Source organism: Hydrogenophilus thermoluteolus (genome assembly GCF_003574215.1).
Classification (GTDB): domain Bacteria; phylum Pseudomonadota; class Gammaproteobacteria; order Burkholderiales; family Rhodocyclaceae; genus Hydrogenophilus; species Hydrogenophilus thermoluteolus.
Genome location: NZ_AP018558.1, coordinates 1260661 through 1278909, shown reverse-complemented (window position 1 = coordinate 1278909; position 18249 = coordinate 1260661). Strand labels below are relative to the sequence as shown.

Below are 18249 nucleotides of genomic sequence, written 5' to 3'. Positions count from 1 at the left end.
TGAGAATTTCAAGAGCCCGATTTGGCTTTCGAGACCATCACGAGCGCCGGACGGAGCACACGTTCATGGATCAGATAGCCTTTTTGCAATACCTGCGCTACGTGGTTGGGTTCGCCGTCGGTCTCGATCATCCCGATTGCCTGGTGTAGGTTGGGGTCGAATTTGTTGCCTGCTGGATTCTCCTCTTTGATGCCGAACTGTTCGAGCGCGGCGGTGAGTTGTTTCAACGTGAGTTCGACTCCCTCACGCAGGCTTTCGACCGTTTGATTCTCTGTGGCGAGCGCCGCTTCCAGACTATCCTTCACCGGCAAGAGCGCCGCGGCGAATTTGTCGATTGCGTAGAGGCGCGCTTTGGCAATCTCTTCTTCGGCACGGCGCCGGACGTTTTCCGTTTCTGCTTTGGCACGCAACCAGGCGTCGTAGTGCTCGGCCGCTTTACGCTCTGCAATCCGCACCATCTCTTGGAGGTCGGGAACGCTGTCGGTGGGTGGCTGATGGTGCGATTCGGGCTGTGCGCCGGGAGTTACCTGGGATTCGTCGGTTTGAGGCGCTTTGCCTGCGGGAAACGTAGAGGTGGCGATGGTATCACTGCCCATGCCCGGTGCGTTCGGATCGGTATTGACGTCCGAGGTGGGGTTTGGGTTGGTTTGGGTTGCTTGGTTTTCCGGATTCGGATGTGGTGTGTTCGGGTTGGTCATACGGTTCTGCTCCCATTCCAATGGTTCAATTGTACTGGAATGGGGGCAGGGTAGTGGGATTTCAAGGGGAAGCAGCGATCACACGCGCAAGTCCAAATGGGATACCGTCCCAGCGCCACCGCTTTCCCGAAGATAAATGGTGCTGAATTGCAGCTGACCCAGCGGGTTGCCGTTGGCGTCATGGGTGGTAAAGCGTGTGGCTACGGCTTGGGTGGCCAGTGCGCCGATATCGGCGTCCCGCAGCGAAATCAGGCGGTCGGCGGCAAACGGGTGCCAGACGTAGAGCTGACCATAGGCCCCGTCCCCTTCGTCGATCCAGCCGTTGCCGTCGCTATCGAGTGTGGCCAGTTCGGCAAAACCGTCGCCCGTTGTTGGACCGAAGAGCTCTTTGCCGTCGTCGACGCGGCCGTTGCCGTTGCGGTCGAACACCAGAAACCCTTTGCCGCCTACCGGTACAGGGAGATTCACCAACGATCCGTTTCCCTGAAGATCGAATCGAAATCCGATATCAGCAAGTTCCGTGTGACTTCCTGCGAAGTCGATCACCAACGGATCTTTCATCTGCGGCGCGCGTTCCGTGGTCAGTCGGGTTGCGGCAAGTGAGACGGAAAGGCTTTCGCTGCGACTCAGCGCAAAACCCGCGGCAAATTCGATCGTCCGCCCGTCTGCGGTGCGCACGACCCCTGACGCAGAAAAGGCCAGCGCTTCGCTGCGGACGATGGTAGCGGTTGCGGTGACGGTTTCGGCACGCACCACCATGATGTCAGGTCCCGTGGTGGCGTCCTGCTGCGGTTGGGCAGGAGCCGTTGGGGAAGCGGTGGTGGCAGCGTCCGTCGTCGTGAGGGGATACTTTTCGCCGACCTCGGTTTCTACGCCAAAGAAGCGACGCAGGAGCTCCCGGATGAATCGCATCTCGGGCGTCAAGTCGCTCGAAGTTTCCCCTTCTCGGACAGGTGTCTCTTTTGTGTTCGAGGGTATTGCTCGGGCAGGAAGATTGGCAGTCGGCTCCGGGGCAAGCGCGCCGCGCTCAGTGCGCTGGCTTTGCCGCGAGCGACTGAGCGGTAGGCCGCTCGGGATGCCTTCGTAGCGGAGCCGACTGGCGGTCAGGTGACGGCTTTCGCTTTGGGTGTGGGTGGCGGCAAGGTGGAGTGCCGATTCGGTGATTCGCATCGCTGCCCTCCAGAGAGAAGAATGACAGGGGCAGCTTGGTTAACGGCATCACGAAACTAAACTTGAGACCGCTTCAACGATCGTTGCTTGGTGGCGCAGAAAGGGCGCATGGGCGGCGTTGGGGATGGGCAGCCATTTTCCTTGAGGCACGTTTTGTGCGATGGCTTCACCTGCAGCACACGGAATGAGGGGGTCGTTCTCCCCGTGAATGACGAGGACCGGGGTCGTAATGGAGGGGAGTTCTGCGCGCAGATCGACCGTAGCCAGCCAATCGAGCCCGGCAAGCAGGATCTCCAGCGACGGGGCGGGGTCGGCTGTAGCCAGAATTTCGGCGGTCAGGGTTTTGCTCTCCGGTTCGCCGCGGTTGAAGCCGCCGACGAAACGGGGCAACATCGCCGGTTCGTCCTCGGCGATCGCGGCGCGAAACTCGGCAAGCGCTTCAGGCGTCAGCCCATGGGACCACCCGTCGCGTGTCACGAACGAGGGCGTGCCGCCGATCACGACCACGCCGCCGATGTGGTGCGGTGCGCGCGCCGCTGCCGCGAGCGCAATCATGGCGCCCAAGGACCAACCAACCAGAACGGTTCCTGGCAAAACCGTAGCGATCAGACGGGTAACCGCGTCAGCAAAGTCCGCCGTGAAGGGGGTTTCCCGGTACCCAGGAAGGTCATACCACTCTGCACCCAACGCGTTCGCCAAAGGGGCAAGCGGCCCGCGTCCAAGCCGCCATCCCGGTATTAGGGTAATCGGTGGGTTCATTGCAAATGTCCTTGTAACCAAGAAAGAAGACGTCCGGCATCCATCGCGCCGCTTTGCCGCGCGATTTCCCGTCCGCGGACAAAAAGTGCGATGGTGGGGATGCTTCGAATGTGGTACTGCGCGGCAATATCGGGGTTCGCCTCGGTATCGACCTTGACGAAATGTATTTTGGGTGCCTTTTGTGCCGCTTGAGCGAATTGGGGGGCCATCATTCGACACGGGCCACACCAAGGGGCCCAGAAATCGACCACGACGGGAATCGTCGGTTGTAGGACGTGGCGTCCAAACCATGCCGAATCGACGTTGATCGGTTCGCCGGGAAGTAGCGATTGTTTGCATTTGCCACACACGGGCCCCTCGTCGAGACGCTCAGCGGGTACGCGGTTCAAAGCGTGGCATTGCGGACAAGGGATCATCAATGGTTCGGTCATCGTTCGCTCCTCTTCAAACCCAGGGATCGTCGTCACGGTCATGCCAGCGGCGTCGATCGACACGCCAGCGCACCTTGACTTCATATCTGGGGTCGGAAAGCGCAATGGCAACCACCCCCGTCAGAATGCTGTAGAGCAGCGCGCCCCAAAACGCCGACCAAAAGTCGGCGACGACTACCCCGGGCACAATTCCCGTTGCCGCCCAAAAAAGCAGTGCGTTGATCACGAGGGCGAAGATGCCGAGCGTGAAAAGGGTGGCTGGCAGGGTCAGTAACAGCAGGATGGGTTTGATCGACCAGTTGATGATCCCCAGCACGAAAGCGGTCAAGAGCGCGGCACCGTAGCCCGTGACGGTAATCCCGGAGACGATCTCGGCCACCGCCAAGAGCGCGACGGCATTGAGCAACCAGTGGAGCAGCAAGCGAAGCCAGGAAGGAAGCATCATGACGAAGGGAACTCCACGCGGGTGCGCATCGGCCAACCGGAAAGATGCGGGGTGAGGATGGTGGCGAAATCACGAATCCATTCGGGATCCGCGTTGAGACAAGGAACATAGGTGAAGTGTTCGCCGCCGGCGGCCAAGAACGCCTCACGGCATTCGATAGCGATCTCTTCCAGCGTTTCAAGGCAATCGGCGACGAAACCGGGACAGACCACCGCAACCCGTTTTACCCCGGAGCGTGCCAATTCCTCGAGCGTTTCTTGCGTGTACGGTTGCAACCATTTCGCCGGCCCGAAGCGGGATTGAAAGGTAACCTGCCAGCGATCGCGCGGCAGTTGTAGCGCCGCTGCGATCAACCGCGCGCTTTTTTGGCATTCGCAATGGTACGGGTCACCGGCGTAGAGGGTTTTGAGCGGCATGCCGTGAAAGCTGAAGAGGAGTCGCTCCGGTTCGCCATCTTGGTCGAACGCCCGACGAAGCGTGGCGGCTACCCGTTCGACCCAGGCCGGGTGGTCGTGCCAGTTACGCACGAAGCGAACTTCCGGGAGATCCCGCCAGCCTTGGAGCACCTGCGTGACGGCGTCGAAGACCGAACCGGTGGTGCTCGCGCAATACTGGGGGTAGAGCGGGACGACGAGCAGACGCCGCACGCCAGCTTGCCGCAGCGAAACCAATTCGTCACGCACATTCGGGTTGCCGTAGCGCATCGCCCAACGAACGAGCGGCCCGGATTCTCCCCACAGGGCTTGAAGCCCTTCGGCCAGTTGCCGCGTGACAACCGTGAGGGGGGAGCCCGCTTCGGTCCAGATTTGGGCGTATTTCGCGGCGCTCGCTTTCGGGCGGCGCGGCAGAATCGCCAGTTCGAGAATGGGGCGCCACAGCCAGCGTGGCAGTTCGATCACGCGAGGGTCACTGAGAAATTCACGCAAATAGCGGCGAGTCGCAGCAGGAGTGGGGGCGTCGGGGGAACCCAAATTGACGAGCAAAAGTGCGGTGTGGAGGGTGATTCTTTCATGAAACCCCCGACACTCGACAGGATCGGATCGTTCCGTTGGCTGCATCGTTATACTCATCCTTGGGTATTCTCATATTGACTCAGCGCATGGGTGAGCAATTTCGCAGTGATATCGACGATGGGAATCACCCGATCGTAGGCCATGCGGGTGGGGCCGATCACCCCGATCGAGCCGACGATCCGGCCATGCACCGAGTAGTTGGCGGTAATCAGCGAACACTCTTCCAATTCCGCGACACCCGATTCGCTCCCGATGAAAATCTGCACGCCGTTTGCCTGTGTCGCCTGCTCCAAAAGACGCATCAACGCGGTTCGTTGCTCGAACAGGGAGAAGAGTTCGCGCAGCCGCTCCATGTTGCTGGCGAATTCGCCCACTTCCAGTAAGCGGTTTTCACCGGAAACGACGTAGGGATCCGCTTCGGGCAACGGCGCGGTGAGTGCGGCACGCATCAGATCCGAGATGTCTTCCCGCATGCGGCTCAACTCTTGCGCCAACGCTTCTCGCATCTCTTCGAGCGTTTTACCCGCGAAATGGGTCGTCAAAAAGTTGCTGGCCTCGACGAGTTCGGACGGAGAGAGCGCCCGAGGCGCGGTCACCAGACGGTTGAGGACCTCGCCGCTTTGGGTCACCAAGATGAGCAACAGGCGGTTGCCCGAAAGCGGGACGAATTCGATGTGCCGCAACCGTTCGGTATCGCGCTTCGGTGCCATGACGATGCCGGCAAATTGCGTCAGTTCCGACAAAATCTGAGAGGCGCGTCGGATCAACTGCTGCGGCTGGTCGGGTTTGAGCTCTTCGCGCAGATCGGCGATCAGTCGCTGGTCGAGCGGTTGGATCGCAATCAATTTGTCGAGGTAGAAACGATAGCCTGCCGCGGTGGGGGCGCGACCTGCCGACGTATGGGGACTCATCACCAGCCCGAGCTCTTCCAGGTCGCTCATGATGTTGCGCACGGTGGCCGGCGAAAGCGTCAAGCCGCTTGCGCGCGACAGGGTGCGCGAGCCAACGGGTTGTCCTTCCGCGATATAACGCTCGACAAGCGTTTTGAGCAGGATGCGGCTGCGTTCGTCCAACATGGCGTTCAGAGTAGTCGCTACCGCGCCCATATTACCACTGGCTTGGCTTTTCGTTACAATGGGGTCATGGGTGTGCAATTTCAATCCGTTGGGCTTGCCGCGAAGGTGCACTCGGAAGCAGCGCTGGAAGCGCTGCAGACGCTTGCCGAGTGGTTATCGCAGATGGGCTGCCAAGTGGTGATCGAGTCGTCGACGTTTGCGCACGACGCAGCCGAATCGTGCCGGTGGACATTGGCCCCTTTTTCCCGCATGGCGCAGATGGTCGACCTGGCCGTGGTCCTTGGCGGTGACGGGACGATGCTCAATGCAGCGCGGCAATTGGTCGAACACGACGTGCCACTCGTCGGGATCAACCTGGGTCGGGTGGGATTTCTCACCGACATCGCGCGTTCCGAGGCGATTCCACAGCTCGAACGGATCTTGCACGGCGAATATCAAGAAGAGCGGCGACTGCTCCTTTCCGGTCGAATCGTCCGGGACGGCGCCGTGATCGCCGCGAGCCACGCACTCAACGACATCGTGATGAACAAAGGGGATCTGGGGCGGATGATCGAATTCGAATTACACATCGACGGTCATTTCGTCTATACGCAACGGTCTGACGGGATGATCATTGCTACACCCACCGGTTCCACCGCCTACGCGCTTTCGGCGAACGGCCCTATTCTGCATCCTCAGGTTGCGGGCATTGCTCTTGTGCCCCTGTGCCCACACGCACTCACGGCGCGGCCGATCACGATTCCCGACCGGGCGGAGATCGAACTCGCCTTACTGCCAGGCCATGTTGCCGATGTCCATTTCGATGGGCAAGGGCGGGTGGAGATGCTGCCCTCGGACCGCTTGCAGGTGCGGCGCGCTGGCCACCAAGCCCGTTTCCTCCATCCGATTGGCTACGACTATTTTGCGATGTTGCGGGAAAAGCTCCATTGGAGCGCGTCACCGCGGTAACGGATCATGATTCGTCGTCTGGAAATTCGCGATTTCGTCCTGATCGAACACCTCGACCTCGCGTTCGAACCGGGGTTTGGTGCGCTCACCGGGGAGACTGGGGCGGGGAAATCGATTCTGCTCGACGCCGTGACGTTCGTTTTGGGCGCACGTGCCGATGCGAACTGGGTGCGCACCGGCGCGCAACGGGCCGAGGTGGTGCTCACTTGTGATTGGCCGGAACAACCTGAAGCCGCGTCGCTTCTTGCCGAATGGGAGATCGCGCCAGACGACGAGGCGATGCTGCTCATTCGGCGTACCCTCGACGCCAATGGGCGTTCGCGCGCTTGGATTCAAGGTGTCGCGGTGACGCAAAGCCAATTGCGCGCATTGGGGGCGTGGCTTGCCGACGTACATGGGCAACATGCGCACCATGCGCTCCTGACCCCAGAGACGCAACGGCGGCTCGTCGATCGTTTCGCCGAAGCCGTTCCAGAAGCGGAAGCGGTCGCGCGTGCCTGGCAAGCGTGGCAACAAGCGAAAAATGCACTCGATGAAGCGATCGCGACGCAGGGACGGATCGCCGAGGAGCGTGAGCGCCTCACTTGGTGGTTGAGGGAGTGGCAACCGATCGCTTTTACCGCAGAGGAGTGGCAAGCGTGGGAAGCGGAGTATCGCCGCTTGAGCCACGCAGCCGAACTGCAGCAGCAGGTCGCGGTTGCGCTCGATCTTCTCGATCGGGACCCAGATGGCGCGCTCGTTGCTGTCAGCCGCGCGATCCGCGCGCTACGGGAAGTGGAAACGTTCCATGCCGCGATCGCGGAGCCGCTTTCGCTGTTGGCTGCGGCGGAAGCCGAGCTCGACGAAGCGGCAGCGAGCCTCAAGCGGGAGTTGGCGCGCTTCGAGGAAGACCCCGAACGGTTGGCATTTTTGCACGAACGGATCAGCGCCGCCCATGAATTGGCGCGCAAACATCGCGTCCTTCCGGAAGCGCTGCCTGCGCTTGCCGCCGAATGGGAGAAACGCCTGGCCGCGCTCGATGCGGCAAGCGATCTGGAACGGTTGCAGACTGCAGAGCGCGCAGCGCACCAAGCGTATCGGGACGCCGCGGCGCGCCTGAGCGCGAAGCGTCAGAAGGGTGCGCGGCGGTTGCGCGACGCGGTGATGCGCTTGTTGCCGGAACTGGCAATGCCTCATGCCCGATTCGAAGTGGCACTCGAATCGATCGAGCCGAGCGTGCACGGCATGGAACGGATCGCGTTCCGTTTTGCGGCCAACCCAGGGCAGCCACCAGCAGCATTGGCCCAAGTGGCGTCGGGCGGGGAGCTTTCCCGCATTGGGCTGGCGATTCAGGTGGCTTCGGTTGGTGCCGAGGCGATCCCCACTGTGATTTTCGACGAAGTGGATGTTGGGATTGGGGGCGCGGTTGCCGCAGTCGTGGGTCGGTTGATGCAGCAGCTCGGGACATGGCGGCAAGTGCTTGCGGTGACCCATCAGCCACAGGTGGCGGCGTGTGCCGATTGGCACTGGCGGGTCAGTAAACGGCCCGATTCGGAACAAAGTGTCGTGACGGTCGTCGAACCGCTCGCAATCGATGCGCGAATCGACGAATTGGCGCGCATGGTGGGGGGTGCGCAAGTCGATGAGGCGGCTCGAACGCACGCCTGCTCACTGCTGGCGATGAGCCAGCGCGGGGCGCAAGACGCGAAGGGCTAACTTTTCGAACGCGTTTTACGGTACGGGCAATCGGCTCCCTGCACGCAACGACCGTAGAGTGCAAGGGCGTGGTCCTCGAGCGAAAATCCGTACTGTTCGGCAATCGCTTTTTGTCGCGCTTCGATCGCCTCGTCGTGGAATTCGACGATCCGCCCGCAATCCACGCAAACGAGGTGGTCATGGTGGTGGTTTTCTGCCAGTTCGAAAACTGCTTTCGTGCCGTCGAAGTGGTGTTTGAGCAGCACCCCGGCCTGTTCGAACTGCGTGAGCACGCGATAGACCGTCGCGAGACCGATTTCGACCCCCTGGTCGAGCAGTTCGCGATAGACGTCGTCGGCACTCAAATGGCGCGCGCCTTCCTGCGCGAAGAGTTCGAGAATTTTGATTCGCGGGTAGGTGGCTTTGAGCCCTTTTTCCCGGAGGTCGATGTCGGTTTTTGCGTTCATGGCAATCAGAGAGGATGACGACAAAAAGAATCGTTCCGATTATACGCAATCGTTGCTCTGAGTGCGAATCACGCACCGACCAGAGCATGCTATAGTTTCGCATCGTGAAGGGTTTTCGAGGGAAACATGCGTCGCGAATCGCCTTTTCGTCGCACTAAGAAACGCCTACTCACCGCGGAGCTTGCGGGGGTTGGGGTTGTCTTCGCGCTTACGGGGTGTGCGCTGGAGCAAGGAAGCGCGTTCGACCGTGTTGCCGCAATCGCTTCCCCCTATTCGGCACCGGTTCGTCAAGGCAACTGGGTGGAGCCGGAAGCGGCGCGCCAACTGCGCAAAGGGATGCCGCAAGAAACGGTCCGGTTGTTGCTCGGGGCGCCACTGCTCGTCGACCCGTTCCGCAACGATCGCTGGGATTACCTCTACCGTTACGACGACAAGCGGGGGCATGTTGAGATGCGCCGCTTGACCCTCTTTTTCGAAAACGGCGTGCTGGTGCGCGTGGAGGGTGACGTCGTCCCGGCAAACGAAGCCGCGGCGGGGTCGCAGTCAGAAAGTCGACCGCGTTGGCAGACGGTCGAGATTCCCGCGGAACAGAAAGAGTAACGCGTTCGCAGCCGCCAATCGTTTAGAAAAAGGAGAACAGGTCCATGCATGCGGTCAAGGTAGCGATTGCGGGAGCGGGTGGTCGGATGGGACGAATGTTGATCGAAGCGGCACTGGCGCCCGATTCTGGAGTGGCGCTTGCTGCAGCGTTCGACCGCCCAGGATCTCCCGTGATCGGTCAAGATGTGGGGCAACTGCTCGGCCGGACAACCGGCGTTTCGATAGGCGACGACATCGCTGCAGCGGTCGTAGCTGCCGATTGTGTGATCGATTTTACGCGCCCCGAAGGGACCTTCGCAATCCTGGACGAAGCCGTGCGACACAAGCGGGCGATGGTGATCGGAACCACGGGGTTCGACGATGCGGGTCGCGCTCGGATCGGGGCCGCAGCGCGCGACATTCCCATCGTCTTTGCGCCCAACATGGCGGTAGGGGTCAACGCCGTATTCAAACTCTTGGAGGTGGCGGCAAAGCTCTTGGAAGGGTATGACGTCGAGGTGATCGAAGCGCACCATCGCCACAAGGTCGATGCCCCTTCGGGTACGGCGCTGGAAATGGGACGGATCGTCGCGCGTACGTTGGGGTGGTCGTTCGATGCGGTGGCCATTTTTGGGCGTGAAGGGAATACGGGTGAGCGGCCCAAACAGCAGATCGGGTTTTCGACGATCCGGGCCGGTGAAATCATTGGCGACCATACGGTGCTTTTTGCTGCGCAAGGGGAGCGGATCGAGATCACCCACCGGTCGCAAAGTCGGATGCCGTACGCCGCCGGTGCGATCCGGGCTGCGCGGTTTCTCGCCGACAAACCTGCGGGGCTCTATTCGATGCAGGACGTCCTGGGCATCTGAGACGACGGGAATTCTGGTAAAATGGCAGCAAGGACTGCCTAGAAAACAACGGGATGCGGTTGCGTCCCGTTTTTTTACGTGAGGAACGATCGTGCGCTCGAATGCAGTTTTGGCTCTGGCCGACGGAACGGTTTTCCACGGGGTGGGGATCGGAGCGGTTGGTCTGACCGTAGGTGAAGTGGTGTTCAACACCTCGATCACAGGGTATCAGGAGATCCTCACCGACCCCAGCTACCGTCGCCAAATCGTGACGCTCACCTACCCCCATATCGGAAATGTGGGGACGAACCCAGAAGACGAAGAGAGCGAGACGGTGCATGCGGCGGGGTTGGTGATTCGGGATCTCTCCCGCGTGGTGAGTAATTTCCGTGCCACCGAATCGCTTCCTGACTACCTCAAGCGCCACAATGTGGTGGCGATCGCGGAAATCGATACCCGCGAACTCACGCGTCGTTTACGCGACCAGGGGGCGCAAAGTGGCGCGATTCTCACCGCTCCGCCCGGTGAAATGCCGAACGTTACCGACGCGCTCGCTGCGGCACGAGCATTCCCTGGGTTGGCGGGAATGGATCTTGCACAAGAGGTGACACGGCGCACGGTGAGCGAATGGCGTGAGGGCGCGTGGCAACTCGGTCTCGGTTACCCCACGGTGACGGAAACGACCCGACACGTCGTCGTCTATGATTTTGGTGTGAAACGCAACATTTTGCGCCTCTTGGCGGCACGCGGTTGCCGAGTGACGGTGGTGCCGGCGCAGACCCCTTACGCCGAGGTGAAAGCGCTCGATCCCGATGGCATCATGCTCTCGAATGGCCCTGGGGATCCGGAGCCGTGTCACTACGCGATCGCAGCGGCGCAGGCGGCGATGGCCGACGGGATTCCCCTCTTTGGGATCTGTTTGGGACACCAGATCCTGGGTTTGGCATCCGGCGCGCGCACCGTCAAAATGAAATTCGGTCACCACGGCGCGAACCATCCGGTCAAGGATCTCACCAACGGTCGTGTCTATATCACCAGCCAGAACCACGGTTTTGCAGTGGACGCCGATTCGCTGCCCATCAATTGCCGCGTCACCCACGTTTCCCTCTTCGACGGCAGCGTTCAGGGGATCGAGCGCACCGACGTGCCAGCCTTCGGTTTTCAAGGCCACCCAGAGGCGAGTCCCGGACCGCATGACATTGCGGATCTCTTCGACCGCTTCGTTGCGTTGATCGACGCGCGGCGTCAGGCATAAATCCCAGCTTGCAAGGAAAAACCATGCCAAAGCGCACGGACATCGAATCGATTCTGATCATTGGTGCTGGACCGATCGTCATCGGTCAGGCCTGTGAATTCGACTACTCGGGGGCGCAAGCGTGCAAAGCGCTGCGTGCAGAGGGGTACCGGGTCGTTTTGGTGAACTCCAACCCGGCAACCATCATGACCGACCCCGAAATGGCCGATGTCACCTATATCGAGCCCATCACCCCTGAGGTGGTCGAGCGCATCATCGCAAAAGAGCGGCCCGATGCGCTCCTACCGACGATGGGGGGGCAAACCGCGCTCAATACCGCACTCGAGCTCGCCCGCTCCGGCGTGCTCGAACGTTACAACGTCGAATTGATCGGCGCGAACGAAACCGCGATTGCCAAAGCCGAAGACCGACAGCTCTTCAAAGAGGCGATGACCCGCATCGGACTGGAGTCGGCGCGCTCGGGCATCGCGCACAGTTTGGAAGAGGCGCTGGCGGTTCAGTCTGAGATCGGTTTCCCGGTCATTATCCGTCCCTCTTTTACGTTGGGAGGAACCGGGGGGGGAATCGCCTACAACATGGAAGAGTTCGTCGAAATTTGTAAGCGAGGGTTAGATCTCAGTCCGGTGCATGAACTCCTCATCGAAGAGTCGCTCATCGGCTGGAAAGAGTTCGAAATGGAGGTGGTGCGGGACAAGAACGACAACTGCATCATCGTCTGTTCGATCGAAAACCTCGACCCGATGGGTGTGCACACGGGCGACTCGATCACCGTGGCACCGGCACAGACGCTCACCGACAAAGAGTACCAACGGATGCGGGACGCGTCGATCGCGGTGCTGCGCGAAATCGGCGTCGATACCGGAGGGTCGAACGTTCAATTCGCGATCAATCCGAAAGATGGTCGCATGATCGTGATCGAAATGAACCCGAGGGTATCGCGCTCTTCGGCGCTCGCGTCGAAGGCAACCGGCTTCCCGATCGCCAAGATCGCGGCGAAACTCGCTGTTGGCTACACCCTCGACGAACTCAAGAACGACATCACCGGTGGCGCGATCCCCGCGTCGTTCGAGCCGACCATCGACTACGTCGTCACCAAAATCCCCCGTTTCGCATTCGAAAAGTTTCCGCACGCCAACGACCGTTTGACTACCCAGATGAAGTCGGTCGGCGAGGTGATGGCGATCGGTCGCACCTTCCAAGAGTCGGTGCAAAAAGCGTTGCGCGGCCTGGAAGTGGGCGTCTATGGGTTCGACGAGGTCGAATGCACCCCCGAATCGCTCGAACACGAGCTCGCGAACCCCGGGGCGCAGCGCATTTTGTACTTGGCGCAAGCGTTCCGCGAAGGGATGTCGCTCGAAAAAATCCACCAGCTGACCAAGATCGATCCGTGGTTCTTGAGTCAGATCGAAGCGCTCGTCGAAATCGAGCAAAAGCTCAAAGGGCGTTCGCTCAAAGGGATCGACGCCGACGAAATGCGCGCGTTGAAGCGCAAAGGATTCTCGGATCGCCGGTTGGCGAAGCTCCTCGATACCACCGAAGAGGCGGTCCGGTTGCATCGCCACGCACTTGGTGTGCGGCCCGTCTATAAACGGGTGGATACCTGCGCGGCCGAATTCGCCACACCTACTGCCTACCTCTATTCGACGTACGAAGCCTTTTGCGAAGCGGCGCCCAGCAATCGTCGCAAAATCATGATTTTGGGCGGAGGGCCGAACCGCATCGGCCAGGGGATCGAATTCGATTACTGCTGCGTCCATGCGGCACTGGCGCTGCGCGAAGACGGCTTCGAAACGATCATGGTCAACTGTAACCCGGAGACGGTCTCGACCGATTACGACACCTCTGATCGCCTCTATTTCGAACCGATCACGCTCGAAGACATCCTCGAAATCTGTCACGTGGAAAAGCCGGAAGGGGTGATCGTGCAGTTCGGCGGTCAAACTCCGCTCAAACGCGCCAAAGCGCTCGCCGCAAATGGCGTGCCGATCATCGGAACGTCGCCGGATGCGATCGACGCCGCGGAGGATCGCGAACGCTTCCAAAAATTGTTGATGCAACTGGGGCTGCGGCAGCCGGAAAACCGCACTGCACGTACCCCAGATGAGGCGATGCGTCTCGCTGCAGAGATCGGTTACCCGCTGGTCGTTCGTCCCAGCTACGTCTTGGGGGGGCGGGCGATGGAGATCGTTCACGATCCGCAAGATCTCGAACGCTACATGCGCGAAGCGGTCAAGGTGTCGAACGATTCGCCCGTGTTGCTCGACCGGTTCCTGGACGACGCGACCGAAGTCGATATCGACGCGGTGAGCGACGGTGAGCGCGTCGTGATCGCAGGCTTGATGGAACACATCGAGATGGCGGGGGTCCATTCGGGCGATTCCGCATGTTCGATCCCGCCCTATACCTTGCATCCTGCGGTGCTCGACGAAATCCGTCGCCAGACGGTCGCGCTCGCGAAGGCGCTCGACGTCGTCGGCTTGATGAACGCCCAGTTCGCGGTGCAGGGCAGTGGTCCCGATGCCACCGTTTATGTGCTGGAGGTGAACCCCCGTGCGTCCCGCACGGTTCCGTTCGTCTCCAAAGCGTGCGGGGTGCCCTACGCCAAAGTGGCCGCGCGCTGTATGGCTGGGAAAAAGCTCGCGGAACAGGGCGTGACCGAAGAGCTCGTTCCCCCCTATTTTTCGGTCAAAGAGGTGGTGTTCCCGTTCAACAAGTTTCCGGGTGTCGACCCGATCCTGGGGCCCGAGATGAAGTCGACGGGCGAAGTGATGGGGATCGGCCGGACCTTTGCCGAAGCGTTCTACAAATCGCAGTTGGCCGCAGGCGTGGTATTGCCCCGAAGCGGAAAGGTCTTTTTGAGTGTGAAACCGAGCGACCGCCCCGCGGCGGTGGCGGTTGGACGCCGCCTGCACGATCTCGGCTTTACGATCGTGGCGACGAGGGGTACGGCGCGCACGCTCGAAGCGGCAGGCATTCCCGTGCAGGTCGTCAATAAGGTCAACGAAGGGCGGCCGCATATCGTCGACATGATCAAAAACGGCGAGATTGCGCTGGTGATCAATACGGTCGAGGCCCGCCGTCAAGCGGTGATCGATTCCCGTTCGATTCGGGTGAGTGCGCTTGCAGCGAAAGCCCCCATCTATACGACGATCGAAGGGGCTGAGGCCGCGGTGATGGGAATCGAAATGGCCGAACGGTTCGACGTCTATGCGTTACAACAACTCCATCGGGAAGCGTTGGCAGCTCGGAGGAACGGTTGATGAAATATCCCATGACGGTGCGCGGCGCACAAAAGCTCAAAGAAGAGCTCCATCGCCTGAAAACGGTGGAGCGGCCCGCGGTGATCGCGGCGATTGCCGAGGCGCGTAGCCATGGAGACCTTTCGGAGAACGCCGAATACGACGCGGCGCGCGAACGGCAGGCGTTCATCGAAGGACGGATCATGGAGCTCGAAGGGAAATTGGCGAACGCCCAGATCATCGATCCGAAAACCCTCGACGCCGACGGACGGGTGGTATTTGGCGCCACGGTCGATTTGGAGGCCACGGAATCTGGTGAGCAGGTCACCTATCAAATCGTTGGTGAAGACGAAGCCGACGTGCGTGAAGGAAAAATTTCGGTTACTTCGCCGATCGCCCGTGCTTTGATCGGCAAATATGCAGGAGATGTCGTGGTCGTGCAGGCGCCCGGCGGCGCCCGCGAATACGAAATTCTCGACGTCCGTTACGAGTGATTCCGTTTTTTCGTCAGGGCTTGCCGACGTGCGCGCCGAACGAACGCGGCAGCGTTGTTGTTATCAGCGGTTTTCGCACGAGATGCGCGTGGCGTTTCTGCGCGCTTTTCTGGGTTGGGGCGCCAAACAAGGAGCAGATTACCCAACAACTGGACCGGAGCGCAATCGAGCGTGTCGCAAATCGTTTCCAGATATTGGGCGCGAATGTCGCGTTCGGCTCCCGTAACACGGATTTTGATCAATTCGTGCGCCGTGAGCGCCCGGTCGATTTCGGCCAGCACGGCTGGCGTTAGCCCTTTGCTGGCGATCATCACGACCGGTTTCAAATGGTGGGCCTGCGCCCGCAAGGCTCTTCGCTGGTCGGAATCGATTGTCAGTGCAGCCATGGTGGATCGTTCTTTCACGATACGCGGAACTTGCAATTATCGCAGAAAACCTGAGTCCACATGAAAAAACACCGCAGCAAAAAAGCTTGGCTCGACCGGCATGTGCACGACCCCTATGTCCAGCGCGCCGTACAGGAAGGGTACCGTTCGCGGGCTGCGTACAAGCTCCTCGAGATCGACGAAAAAGATCGCTTGCTGCAACCCGGGATGCGGGTGGTCGATCTGGGGGCAGCGCCTGGGGCATGGTCGCAGATTGCCGCCGCTCGGGTCGCGCCAACCGGCAAGGTCTTTGCGCTTGATCGCTTGCCGATCGTGTCGCTTCCCGGTGTGACGGTGATCCAAGGAGATTTCACCGACGAAACGGTCCTGAACGCCCTGGAACAGGCGCTCGAGGGACAACCGGTCGATCTCGTGCTTTCCGATATGGCGCCCAACCTCTCCGGTATCGCGATCACCGATGCGGCAAAAAGTTTTCATCTTGCCGAATTGGCGTTGGCGTTTGCGCTCGAGCATCTGACACCAAACGGTGCCTTCCTCGTCAAAGTGTTCCAGGGCCCAGGGATCGACGCGTACCGGCAGCAGCTGCAAAGCGCGTTCCACACGGTGCTCCCGCGCAAACCCAAAGCGTCCCGTTCGGAAAGCAGCGAGCTCTATTTCTTGGGTAAACGACCCAAAAGGCGCTGATCTCGTCATGGACAGCGCATAGATCCTATCGTGGCGATCGAATTTTTCTATTGCCGTGTGGAACCCAAGCGGTTAGAATCGACTCGAAGATGCGAATCGTGCGTAGGTAGGTAGAAGGAGTCCCCCTTTGAACGGCAACAGTTTTTTTCGCAATCTAGCGATTTGGCTCGTCATCGGCATGGTGCTGATGACGGTGTTCAACCAATTCAACGACCGCACCGCGCCGGCGTCGACCATGGAATACTCCCAATTCATGGAAGCGGCGAAAGAGGGGAAGGTAACGAAGGCGATCATCGATGGGCGAACGGTACGCGCCCTGATGAACGATGGTCGTCAAGTGACCGTCTATGCTCCGCCGATGGATCTGTGGATGGTTTCCGACCTGATGAAATACGGCGTTTCGATTGCCGCGACGAAGCCGGACGAAGGGCAATCGCTGCTTACCAACATCTTCGTTTCTTGGTTTCCGATGCTCTTGCTCATCGCGGTCTGGGTCTATTTCATGCGGCAGATGAGCGGTGGCGGGAAAGGGGGCGCGTTCTCGTTCGGGAAGTCGCGGGCGCGATTGCTCGATGAATCGAGCAATACCGTCACCTTTGCCGATGTCGCCGGTTGCGATGAGGCCAAAGAGGAGGTGCAAGAGCTCGTCGACTTTTTGAAAGACCCCAGCAAATTCCAGCAACTGGGTGGACGCATCCCGAAAGGGGTGTTGATGGTCGGCCCTCCGGGAACCGGGAAGACACTGTTGGCCAAAGCGATCGCAGGTGAAGCGAAAGTACCGTTTTTCAGCATCTCCGGTTCTGACTTCGTCGAAATGTTCGTCGGTGTCGGTGCCGCGCGGGTGCGCGACATGTTCGAACAAGCGAAAAAACACGCCCCGTGCATCATCTTTATCGATGAGATCGACGCGGTCGGACGGCAGCGGGGGGCCGGGTTGGGCGGTGGCAACGACGAACGCGAACAGACCCTTAACCAACTCCTGGTCGAAATGGATGGCTTCGAAGGCAGCAGCGGCATCATCGTGATCGCTGCGACCAACCGTCCGGATGTGCTCGATCCGGCGCTCTTGCGGCCGGGCCGTTTCGACCGGCAAGTGGTGGTGTCGCTACCCGACGTACGGGGTCGTGAGCAGATCCTCAAGGTCCATATGCGCAAAATCGCGTTGGGGCAAGACGTCGACCCCGCGATCATCGCGCGGGGCACGCCTGGCTTTTCGGGCGCCGATCTCGCCAATCTGGTCAATGAGGCCGCGCTCTTTGCTGCCCGCGCGAACAAGCGCTATGTTGAAATGGAGGACTTCGAGCGCGCGAAAGACAAGATCCTGATGGGGCCGGAGCGGCGCTCGATGGTGATGAGCGAAGAGGAGCGGCGCAATACTGCGTACCACGAAGCTGGGCACGTTGTAGTCGCGAAGCTCCTGCCCAAAACCGACCCGGTGCACAAGGTGACGATCATCCCGCGCGGCCGTGCGCTGGGGGTGACGATGCAGCTCCCGGAGGGCGACCGCTACAGTCAGGACAAAGAACGGCTGCTGAACACGATCGCGGTTCTGTTCGGCGGACGGATCTGCGAAGAGATCTTCATGAACCAGATGACAACGGGGGCGTCGAACGACTTTCAACGGGCAACCGATATCGCGCGCAAAATGGTCACCCAGTGGGGAATGTCCGATATCCTGGGGCCGATGGTCTATGGCGAAGAGGAAGGGGAAATTTTCCTTGGTCGCGCCGTGACCACCCACCGCAACATCTCTGAAGCAACGATGCAAAAGGTCGACGCCGAAGTGCGCCGCATCATCGACGAGCAATACGCGCTCGCGCGCCGCTTGATCGAAGAGAACCGGGACAAAGTCATCGCGCTGGCCGAAGCGCTGCTCGAATATGAGACGCTCGACGCCGACCAGATCGACGACATCATGGCGGGAAAACCGCCGCGCCCGCCAAAAAAATCAGACACGAACCAGCGCAACGCAACGCCGCCGAGCGGGGAAGGGGTAGTTGCCGACGCATCGGCACAAGAAGAAAAAGGGACGCGCCCCGCTTCGCCTGGCGGGCAGCCGCCCGAAGCGGAACCGGCTGGATGA

18 protein-coding genes are annotated in these 18249 nt (G+C 60.4%); 9 read left to right on the top strand and 9 right to left on the bottom strand.

From position 1 onward, the window contains the following. Window positions 1-8: 8 nt before the first annotated feature. The 7 genes from grpE to hrcA form a co-directional block, all read right to left on the bottom strand. Complete coding sequence (grpE, locus tag HPTL_RS06210) at window positions 9-596, bottom strand: nucleotide exchange factor GrpE (RefSeq protein WP_119336105.1); 588 nt, start codon at window positions 594-596, stop codon at window positions 9-11. A 180-nt stretch (window positions 597-776) separates the two neighbouring features. Further along, complete coding sequence (locus HPTL_RS06205; RefSeq protein WP_119335200.1) at window positions 777-1868, bottom strand: hypothetical protein; 1092 nt, start codon at window positions 1866-1868, stop codon at window positions 777-779. A 48-nt stretch (window positions 1869-1916) separates the two neighbouring features. Then, the gene (locus tag HPTL_RS06200) at window positions 1917-2627 is read right to left on the bottom strand and encodes an alpha/beta fold hydrolase (RefSeq protein ID WP_119335199.1); all 711 of its coding nucleotides are present in this window, start codon (window positions 2625-2627) and stop codon (window positions 1917-1919) included. Further along, on the bottom strand, window positions 2624-3121 hold the full coding sequence (gene trxC, locus HPTL_RS06195; RefSeq protein WP_269461290.1) for a thioredoxin TrxC: 498 nt from the start codon (window positions 3119-3121) through the stop codon (window positions 2624-2626). Before trxC ends, HPTL_RS06200 begins: the two co-directional genes overlap by 4 nt. Then, window positions 3072-3500, bottom strand: a complete 429-nt coding sequence (locus HPTL_RS06190; protein ID WP_119336104.1) for a phage holin family protein — start codon at window positions 3498-3500, stop codon at window positions 3072-3074. The genes trxC and HPTL_RS06190 overlap by 50 nt, the downstream gene beginning before the upstream one ends. Further along, on the bottom strand, window positions 3500-4561 hold the full coding sequence (gene hemH, locus HPTL_RS06185; RefSeq protein WP_119335197.1) for a ferrochelatase: 1062 nt from the start codon (window positions 4559-4561) through the stop codon (window positions 3500-3502). The genes HPTL_RS06190 and hemH overlap by 1 nt, the downstream gene beginning before the upstream one ends. A gap of 8 nt (window positions 4562-4569) precedes the next feature. Beyond that, window positions 4570-5592 (bottom strand): heat-inducible transcriptional repressor HrcA, encoded by a 1023-nt coding sequence (gene hrcA / locus HPTL_RS06180; RefSeq protein WP_119336103.1) that lies wholly within the window; start codon window positions 5590-5592, stop codon window positions 4570-4572. A gap of 66 nt (window positions 5593-5658) precedes the next feature. On the opposite strand from hrcA, the gene HPTL_RS06175 reads away from it, so the two are divergent. Together HPTL_RS06175 and recN are read left to right on the top strand one after the other, a co-directional pair. Then, entirely contained in the window at window positions 5659-6540 is an 882-nt protein-coding gene (locus tag HPTL_RS06175) for an NAD(+) kinase (RefSeq protein ID WP_119335196.1), read from the top strand. Window positions 6541-6546: 6 nt separating this feature from the next. Next, entirely contained in the window at window positions 6547-8235 is a 1689-nt protein-coding gene (recN, locus tag HPTL_RS06170; protein ID WP_119335195.1) for a DNA repair protein RecN, read from the top strand. Here the strand turns inward: recN and fur are convergent. Next, window positions 8232-8681, bottom strand: coding sequence for a ferric iron uptake transcriptional regulator (fur, locus tag HPTL_RS06165; RefSeq protein ID WP_119335194.1), 450 nt, complete (start codon window positions 8679-8681; stop codon window positions 8232-8234). The genes recN and fur overlap by 4 nt on opposite strands. Before the next feature lie 126 nt (window positions 8682-8807). Here fur and HPTL_RS06160 point away from each other — a divergent pair, with 126 nt between their 5' ends. From HPTL_RS06160 to greA, 5 genes are all read left to right on the top strand, one after another. Beyond that, window positions 8808-9281 carry an outer membrane protein assembly factor BamE gene (locus tag HPTL_RS06160; RefSeq protein WP_119335193.1) on the top strand — a complete coding sequence of 158 codons (474 nt, stop codon included), beginning with the start codon at window positions 8808-8810 and terminating at the stop codon, window positions 9279-9281. A 44-nt stretch (window positions 9282-9325) separates the two neighbouring features. Next, window positions 9326-10129: a 4-hydroxy-tetrahydrodipicolinate reductase gene (gene dapB, locus HPTL_RS06155; protein WP_119335192.1), complete on the top strand. Its 804-nt coding sequence runs from the start codon at window positions 9326-9328 to the stop codon at window positions 10127-10129. A 91-nt stretch (window positions 10130-10220) separates the two neighbouring features. After that, window positions 10221-11363, top strand: coding sequence for a glutamine-hydrolyzing carbamoyl-phosphate synthase small subunit (carA, locus tag HPTL_RS06150; RefSeq protein WP_119335191.1), 1143 nt, complete (start codon window positions 10221-10223; stop codon window positions 11361-11363). Window positions 11364-11386: 23 nt separating this feature from the next. Next, the gene (carB, locus tag HPTL_RS06145) at window positions 11387-14623 is read left to right on the top strand and encodes a carbamoyl-phosphate synthase large subunit (RefSeq protein ID WP_119335190.1); all 3237 of its coding nucleotides are present in this window, start codon (window positions 11387-11389) and stop codon (window positions 14621-14623) included. Beyond that, entirely contained in the window at window positions 14623-15096 is a 474-nt protein-coding gene (gene greA / locus HPTL_RS06140) for a transcription elongation factor GreA (RefSeq protein ID WP_179949074.1), read from the top strand. The genes carB and greA overlap by 1 nt, the downstream gene beginning before the upstream one ends. Here greA and HPTL_RS06135 read toward each other — a convergent pair. After that, window positions 15087-15482, bottom strand: a complete 396-nt coding sequence (locus HPTL_RS06135; RefSeq protein WP_119335188.1) for a YhbY family RNA-binding protein — start codon at window positions 15480-15482, stop codon at window positions 15087-15089. The two genes, greA and HPTL_RS06135, sit on opposite strands and share 10 nt — an antisense overlap. A gap of 60 nt (window positions 15483-15542) precedes the next feature. On the opposite strand from HPTL_RS06135, the gene HPTL_RS06130 reads away from it, so the two are divergent. Further along, the gene (locus HPTL_RS06130) at window positions 15543-16166 is read left to right on the top strand and encodes an RlmE family RNA methyltransferase (protein ID WP_119335187.1); all 624 of its coding nucleotides are present in this window, start codon (window positions 15543-15545) and stop codon (window positions 16164-16166) included. Window positions 16167-16344: 178 nt separating this feature from the next. Beyond that, on the top strand, window positions 16345-18249 hold the full coding sequence (ftsH, locus tag HPTL_RS06125; protein WP_119336102.1) for an ATP-dependent zinc metalloprotease FtsH: 1905 nt from the start codon (window positions 16345-16347) through the stop codon (window positions 18247-18249).

Coding starts and splice junctions, on each gene's coding strand:
- grpE (WP_119336105.1), bottom strand. CDS start 596: ATGGGCAGTGATACCATCGCCACCTCTACGTTTCCCGCAGGCAAAGCG.
- HPTL_RS06205 (WP_119335200.1), bottom strand. CDS start 1,868: ATGCGAATCACCGAATCGGCACTCCACCTTGCCGCCACCCACACCCAA.
- HPTL_RS06200 (WP_119335199.1), bottom strand. CDS start 2,627: ATGAACCCACCGATTACCCTAATACCGGGATGGCGGCTTGGACGCGGG.
- HPTL_RS06190 (WP_119336104.1), bottom strand. CDS start 3,500: ATGCTTCCTTCCTGGCTTCGCTTGCTGCTCCACTGGTTGCTCAATGCC.
- hemH (WP_119335197.1), bottom strand. CDS start 4,561: ATGCAGCCAACGGAACGATCCGATCCTGTCGAGTGTCGGGGGTTTCAT.
- hrcA (WP_119336103.1), bottom strand. CDS start 5,592: ATGTTGGACGAACGCAGCCGCATCCTGCTCAAAACGCTTGTCGAGCGT.
- HPTL_RS06175 (WP_119335196.1), top strand. CDS start 5,659: ATGGGTGTGCAATTTCAATCCGTTGGGCTTGCCGCGAAGGTGCACTCG.
- recN (WP_119335195.1), top strand. CDS start 6,547: ATGATTCGTCGTCTGGAAATTCGCGATTTCGTCCTGATCGAACACCTC.
- fur (WP_119335194.1), bottom strand. CDS start 8,681: ATGAACGCAAAAACCGACATCGACCTCCGGGAAAAAGGGCTCAAAGCC.
- HPTL_RS06160 (WP_119335193.1), top strand. CDS start 8,808: ATGCGTCGCGAATCGCCTTTTCGTCGCACTAAGAAACGCCTACTCACC.
- dapB (WP_119335192.1), top strand. CDS start 9,326: ATGCATGCGGTCAAGGTAGCGATTGCGGGAGCGGGTGGTCGGATGGGA.
- carB (WP_119335190.1), top strand. CDS start 11,387: ATGCCAAAGCGCACGGACATCGAATCGATTCTGATCATTGGTGCTGGA.
- greA (WP_179949074.1), top strand. CDS start 14,623: ATGAAATATCCCATGACGGTGCGCGGCGCACAAAAGCTCAAAGAAGAG.
- HPTL_RS06135 (WP_119335188.1), bottom strand. CDS start 15,482: ATGGCTGCACTGACAATCGATTCCGACCAGCGAAGAGCCTTGCGGGCG.
- HPTL_RS06130 (WP_119335187.1), top strand. CDS start 15,543: ATGAAAAAACACCGCAGCAAAAAAGCTTGGCTCGACCGGCATGTGCAC.
- ftsH (WP_119336102.1), top strand. CDS start 16,345: ATGGTGCTGATGACGGTGTTCAACCAATTCAACGACCGCACCGCGCCG.